Genomic DNA, 5,766 nt, shown 5'->3' with positions numbered 1-5,766 from the left:
ATGTGAAGCAAAATATTTTTAGTTATTTACAAAAAAGAAGAGAGAAAAAAAGACAATTGGCATGAGAGCTTTAGAACCTATTAAAATAGCATTATTAGCAGTTGGCGGTGATGGTGGCGGCGTTCTGACAGGTTGGATTGCGCAACTTGCTGAGAACAATGGCTATTTTGTTCAGTACACTTATATCGCTGGTGTGGCTCAGAGGACGGGCGCAACTGTTTATTATATCGAATTATTTCCGACTAAAAATCTTCAAGATAACGTTGCCGAAAAAACACCTGTGCTTTCACAAATGCCAGGTCCACATGATGTGGATATTTTGATGGCGACCGAGTTGATGGAAGCTGGACGCTCTATTCAACGTGGATTTGTGTCAAAGAAAACGACGATGATTTTTTCTACCAATCGTAATTTGGCGATTCGTGAAAAAGAAAGTGCTGGCGACGGTATTGCCGATGGAGCACGTATTTTTGAAATGACAGAAAAATATTCTAAAAAATCTCTTTTTGGAAATCTTAAATTAATTGCGAGCAAAAACGGAAGTATTATTTCGTCGAGTATGTTCGGGGCTTTGGCAGCTAGCGGAACGCTTCCTTTTTCTAAAGAAGAATTTATCAAAGTTATCGAAACTTCGGGTGGAAAAGGGATTAAGCAAAGTGTTAATTCTTTTAATGAAGCTTTTCAATACATCAAAGATTTTACGTCACAACCAAAACCTTATCTTCCAGATATGCGTCCTGCGGTTTTTCAAGCACTTCCAACATCGGTTTCATCTAAAAAGTTAAGTGAAGTTTTAGAAGAGATAAAATCAAAGTTTCCGAAAGAAACACATGATGTCATTTGGCATGGACTCAATCATGTTGTCGAGTTTCAGGATTTAAAATACGGGAAAGTTTATTTAGATAAAGTTGCGCAAATTCTGCAATTGGATTCTGCTGACAAAGGCTATCAATTGACCAGACAAACAGCGAAAAATTTAGCCGTTGGGATGGCTTATGATGACTTGATTTTTGTCTCTGATGAAAAGACCAAAAAGTGCCGTCAAAAGGAGGTTTATCAACAGGTTGGTGCCAAAGAGAACGAAATTGTCAACACACTCGATTATCTGCATCCAGGCTACGAAGAAGTTATTGGATTCTTGCCTGCGAAAATGGGTTTAAAATATATTGACAACGCTAAAATGCGCGATTTCTACAAACGCAAATTTGACAAAGATAGAAGAATGCATTCCACAGGATTGTTTAACTTTTTGATGTTGTACGTGATGGGCGGAATGCGTGGTTGGAGAATGAAAACGTTTCGTCATTTTGAGGAAATGGAAAATGTCGATCAGTGGCTCGAAAGGATTAAAACCATCGCAAAAGTTAACTACAATTTGGCGGTGGAAGTTGCCAATTCTTATCGATTGAAAAAAGGTTACGGTGACACTTATAAAAAAGGACATTCCAAATTTGCGATGCTTAACAAATATGCAGCGGACAATATGAATGTTCCTGAAATTGAAGAAAAAGTTAGACACATTTTATCGGTGGCGATTCAGAATCATGATAAAAAAGAAACCGAAAAACTTATTGCGAGTTTGTAGGTTTTTAATAATTTAATAAAAAGCAATTTTATGCCGAATTATCATACTATTCTTGTAGGAGGTGGAATTAATAACTTGGTCTGTGCAAGTCTTTTGGCGAAAGCTGGCAAGTCTGTTTTACTTTTAGAAAGAACCGAATTTTTGGGTGGCTGTATTCGAAGTGAAGAGTTGGCGGGATGTATTATCGATACGCTTTCCACGGCTTATCCATTATTTGTGACCTCGCCAGGTTATGCTGCTCTAAAAGATGATTTAGCAAAAGAAGGCATTGAGTTTGTTTCTACGGCAACGCCGACTGGGACGGTGATGTCCGACAAATCTTTTGCTTTGATAACAACTGATAAAGCAAAAAATGACCAAGCCTATAACCAGCTTTATGAAGGTGATGGAACGCGTTATCGCGATCAAATTGGTTTTATCGAACAGAATGCCGATTTGTTATTTTCTTTTTTAGGAAAGGAATTGATGACAACATCTATGGCGACTTATTTGGCTAAATATGTTTGGAAAAATAAAGTTAAAAATACAACGGAGAAAGTCGGTTCGTTTGTAGCGAATGTGCGAAATGATTTTCCAAGATATTACAAAGGCAAGCAATTGCAAGCAAGCTTGGCGCCGTGGATTTTGCATACAGGATTAGCGCCAGAAAGTCCTTTCTCATCAACGATGGCAAAGATTATTGCTTTTACCGTTGAGTTGGTGAGTTTACCATTGGTAAAAGGTGGGAGTTATAAAATCGTAGAAGCTTTCAAAAATATTATTGAAAAGAATGGCGGAACGATTATGCTAAATCAAGAGGTTGACGAAATCCTTGTTGATCCAAATACTGTTGTTAAAGGCGTTCGAACAAAAGATGAAACAACTTACGAAGCTAAAAATGTCGTGGCAAGTGTGACACCAAAACAGCTTTATGGCAATCTTTTAAAATCATCTTCTAAAATTCCGAATGATGTTAAAAACGATGCCGAAAACTATCGTTTCGGAATGGGAAATATGCAAATCCATGTTGTGATGGACGAAGAGCCAAAATGGTATGATGAGTCACTTTCCAAAGTTACTTATTGCCATTTGTCAGATGGTATTAATGATATTTCTAAAGCCTGTATTCAAGCGAAATGTCAGGAGTTGCCCGAGATGCCGACGGTTGCTATTGGACAACCAACTGCAACTGATCCAACGCGCGGAAAAGACGGAAAACATGTTTTGTGGATTCAACTTCCTGAGTGTCCAAATTTCCCAGTGAAAGACGCCGCAGGAACCTTATCACGTCTTTGCAACGGTGAGTGGACTGATGAATTGAAAGAAGCTTATGCCGACAGAATTATTGACAGAATTAGCCAATACATTAGTAATGTGAAATCGGCTTGTATTGCAAGAAAGGTTATTTCACCGAAAGATTTAAGTGAACTAAACATCAATCTTGTTGGTGGCGATCCTTATGCTGGTCTTTGCGAGATTGAACAGTATTTGGTTTTCCGACCTTTGAAGTCTACGAAAAATCACACGACACCCATTAAGAATCTTTATCAAAGTGGTGCTTCAACACATCCTGGACCTGGACTTGGTGGTGGTTCTGGCTTTTTGATTGCACAAGCTTTAAAATAGTTTTAAAAGATGAAATTTATAAAAGAACAACGCATCCGCTTCGAGCATTGCGATCCTGCGGGAATCGTTTTTTACCCAAGATATTTTGAGATGTTAAATGGATTGATGGAGGATTTCTTTCGTGAAGTTCTCGATTATCCTTTCGAGAATATGCATCAGGATTCTGGGATTCCAACGGTTGATATTAAAACACAATTTAAGTCACCTGCAAAATTAGGTGATATCATCACCAAGTCTATGTACATCAGCAAACTTGGTAAAACCTCATGTACTTATCAATATGTTTTTAACCTTGGCGACAAAACGGTTTTGGAAGGCGAGGGAACTATCGTTTTTGTAAGTTTCGAAAATGGCGGCATTCAACCAAAAGATTGGGGCAAACTCCGCAGTAAAATGGAAGATTATCTAGCTGGATAAATTTTTATATTGTATTAAGCAAAAAGACCTCACAATTTGTGAGGTCTTTATTTTTTTTAGTTTTTGATGAAGCGTATCGTTTCGGATTTTGAATCTGATTTTAAAACAAGATAATAAACCCCAGAATTAAGTTTTTTAACATCGATTCTAGATTCGATGATGTCACCATTAGACATTAATCTTCCTGTTTGGTCAATGACGTCAAATCGATTGTAGTCTTTTTCAGAAATATTGATGTAGTCTTCAGTTGGGTTAGGATAGATTTTAACACTGTTGAAAGTATTATCCTGCGTTCCCATATTTTCTTTTTTAGCCAACCACACTACCGAGTTTACCAGCAAAGGTCTATGATTTCCGTTGGCGTCACCTGTGTAGCCATTATACAAATTATCCAATGGGTCTCCTGTGCCGTCATCAGGAACCGAGCTATCTCCCAATCCTACGATTTTTCCAGCACCATAAGTTGAGGTTAAAAATAGAATGTTTGTATTACTTGTTTGCGCAATTCCACTCGAGAAAATCAGTGGCTGTACTGTTGCGTTGGCATTCTTATCAATTTGCATATAAGAGCCATTAGAATATTTTATCATTTTTGGAGCACCCATCGGTCCGTTCAAGATTAGTGGATTGGTGCTTGTTGGGACAAAGTTGCTGCTTGTCGGGCTTACATTAGATTTGGTGAAAGTGAAACCAAATGGATTAGAAACAATGCCATTATTATTAAAGAAGTCATTCCATATCATCGGCGAGTCCCAGCCATTGCCATTTCTGTCACTAACATCGTGGTCTGCAATAATGTACAGACCACCACCATCTTTTACAAAATTTAGAATCGCTTGTTTCTCAAGCATTGTAAAAGGGATGTTTGGTTCGTCAACAATGTAGATATCGTAATTAGAAAGATCCTGAGGATTGCTAGCATCTTTGTAAGTTATTTTTGCATCGTAAGGAAGTGTTTCTACATACATGCCTTGTCTTACAAGATCAATCGCCCAATAACTAAGTGCGCCAGTCCAATAGGTTTCCGACGTAGAAGCTGTAATGTTAGATTGGTCTGGTGTAGGGAAACGTTGTGGGTTAGATTGTGTTCCGCCAAGCGTCACTGTTACACCCGTTTTTAAGTTATGTTGGTCAGCGTCAATTACCCAATCGGCATTGCCTGCCATTTCTGCTTTTGTAGCATCAAATAGTACTTTTTGTGCTTGTAGGTTAAGGAAGATTCCGCAAGTCAACAAAAGGACGAATTTTGTTTTCATTATTTCGAAATTAAGGCTTGTAAATGTAGAAAGTTTGGTGGTTGTTTTTCTTTATAAGTAGCTTAAAATTTAATTAATATTTAGAAAACAAAAAACCCAATCCGAAGATTGGGTTTTTATATTGTTCAAATGCTAATTATTAAGCATTAACCTCGATAGATACGAAAGATCTATTATTTGCTTTTTTTCTAAAAACAACTTTACCGTCAACTAGTGCGAACAAAGTATGATCTTTACCGATACCTACGTTTTCACCTGGGTGGTGTTGTGTACCTCTTTGTCTTACGATGATGTTACCAGCGATAGCTTCTTGACCACCGAAGATTTTAACACCTAATCTCTTAGAGTGAGATTCTCTACCGTTTTTGGAGCTACCAACCCCTTTCTTATGTGCCATCTTACTTTAATGTTTTTTGGGTATTAATTAATTACTCAGCAGACTCCTCTTTTTTAGTAGTCTTTTTAGCTTTAGGCGCTTTTTCTTCTGCAGCTTCAGTCGCTTTAGATTCTTTTTTAGCCTTTGGTTTAGCTGCATCAAAACCAGTGATAGAAACAACTTGGATTTGAGTTAATTGTTGTCTGTGACCGTTTTTCTTAGCATAACCTTTTCTTCTTTTCTTTTTGAAAATGATTACTTTGTCAGCCTGAACGTGGTCAAGGATTTCTACTTCTACAGCGATACCGCTTACAGCTGGGGCGCCAACAGTTACTGCTCCGTTAACAGTCATAAGAACTTTGTCAAAAGATACTTTTGATCCTTTTTCTCCTGCTAGACGGTTTACAAACAACTTTTGGTCTTGCTCAACTTTATATTGAAGCCCTGCTATTTCTACAATTGCAAACATTGTTTATGATTTTTATATAATTATTCGAGGTGCAAAAGTAGACAATTTATTTAACAAG

At 37.5% G+C, this 5,766-nt stretch carries 6 protein-coding genes; 3 read left to right on the top strand and 3 right to left on the bottom strand.

The genetic code is table 11. From position 1 onward, the window contains the following. Positions 1 to 61: 61 nt before the first annotated feature. From Q1V95_RS16110 to Q1V95_RS16100, 3 genes are read left to right on the top strand one after another with little or no spacing between them, the layout of a single operon-like run. Positions 62 to 1,585 (top strand): indolepyruvate oxidoreductase subunit beta family protein, encoded by a 1,524-nt coding sequence (locus Q1V95_RS16110; RefSeq protein ID WP_300675742.1) that lies wholly within the window; start codon positions 62 to 64, stop codon positions 1,583 to 1,585. Positions 1,586 to 1,615: 30 nt separating this feature from the next. Then, complete coding sequence (locus tag Q1V95_RS16105; protein ID WP_300675741.1) at positions 1,616 to 3,190, top strand: NAD(P)/FAD-dependent oxidoreductase; 1,575 nt, start codon at positions 1,616 to 1,618, stop codon at positions 3,188 to 3,190. A 9-nt stretch (positions 3,191 to 3,199) separates the two neighbouring features. Then, the gene (locus Q1V95_RS16100; RefSeq protein WP_300675740.1) at positions 3,200 to 3,607 is read left to right on the top strand and encodes an acyl-CoA thioesterase; all 408 of its coding nucleotides are present in this window, start codon (positions 3,200 to 3,202) and stop codon (positions 3,605 to 3,607) included. Between the two features lie 56 nt (positions 3,608 to 3,663). On the opposite strand, the gene Q1V95_RS16095 is transcribed toward Q1V95_RS16100, so the two are convergent. The 3 genes from Q1V95_RS16095 to rplU form a co-directional block, all read right to left on the bottom strand. Continuing rightward, a complete protein-coding gene (locus Q1V95_RS16095; RefSeq protein ID WP_300675739.1) occupies positions 3,664 to 4,863 on the bottom strand; it encodes a T9SS type A sorting domain-containing protein in 1,200 nt (399 codons plus the stop codon). A gap of 139 nt (positions 4,864 to 5,002) precedes the next feature. Continuing rightward, entirely contained in the window at positions 5,003 to 5,260 is a 258-nt protein-coding gene (gene rpmA / locus Q1V95_RS16090) for a 50S ribosomal protein L27 (protein ID WP_079666592.1), read from the bottom strand. A 31-nt stretch (positions 5,261 to 5,291) separates the two neighbouring features. Then, positions 5,292 to 5,708 (bottom strand): 50S ribosomal protein L21, encoded by a 417-nt coding sequence (gene rplU, locus Q1V95_RS16085; protein ID WP_300675738.1) that lies wholly within the window; start codon positions 5,706 to 5,708, stop codon positions 5,292 to 5,294. Positions 5,709 to 5,766: the final 58 nt, after the last annotated feature.

Origin of the sequence: Soonwooa sp. (genome assembly GCF_030151385.1) — a bacterium.
Lineage (GTDB): Bacteria > Bacteroidota > Bacteroidia > Flavobacteriales > Weeksellaceae > Soonwooa.
This window is presented reverse-complemented; position numbering and strand designations above follow the sequence as displayed.

Bases quoted from the DNA above. Each gene is read 5' to 3' on its own strand.
- Q1V95_RS16110 (WP_300675742.1), top strand. From the start codon at position 62: ATGAGAGCTTTAGAACCTATTAAAATAGCATTATTAGCAGTTGGCGGT.
- Q1V95_RS16105 (WP_300675741.1), top strand. From the start codon at position 1,616: ATGCCGAATTATCATACTATTCTTGTAGGAGGTGGAATTAATAACTTG.
- Q1V95_RS16100 (WP_300675740.1), top strand. From the start codon at position 3,200: ATGAAATTTATAAAAGAACAACGCATCCGCTTCGAGCATTGCGATCCT.
- Q1V95_RS16095 (WP_300675739.1), bottom strand. From the start codon at position 4,863: ATGAAAACAAAATTCGTCCTTTTGTTGACTTGCGGAATCTTCCTTAAC.
- rpmA (WP_079666592.1), bottom strand. From the start codon at position 5,260: ATGGCACATAAGAAAGGGGTTGGTAGCTCCAAAAACGGTAGAGAATCT.
- rplU (WP_300675738.1), bottom strand. From the start codon at position 5,708: ATGTTTGCAATTGTAGAAATAGCAGGGCTTCAATATAAAGTTGAGCAA.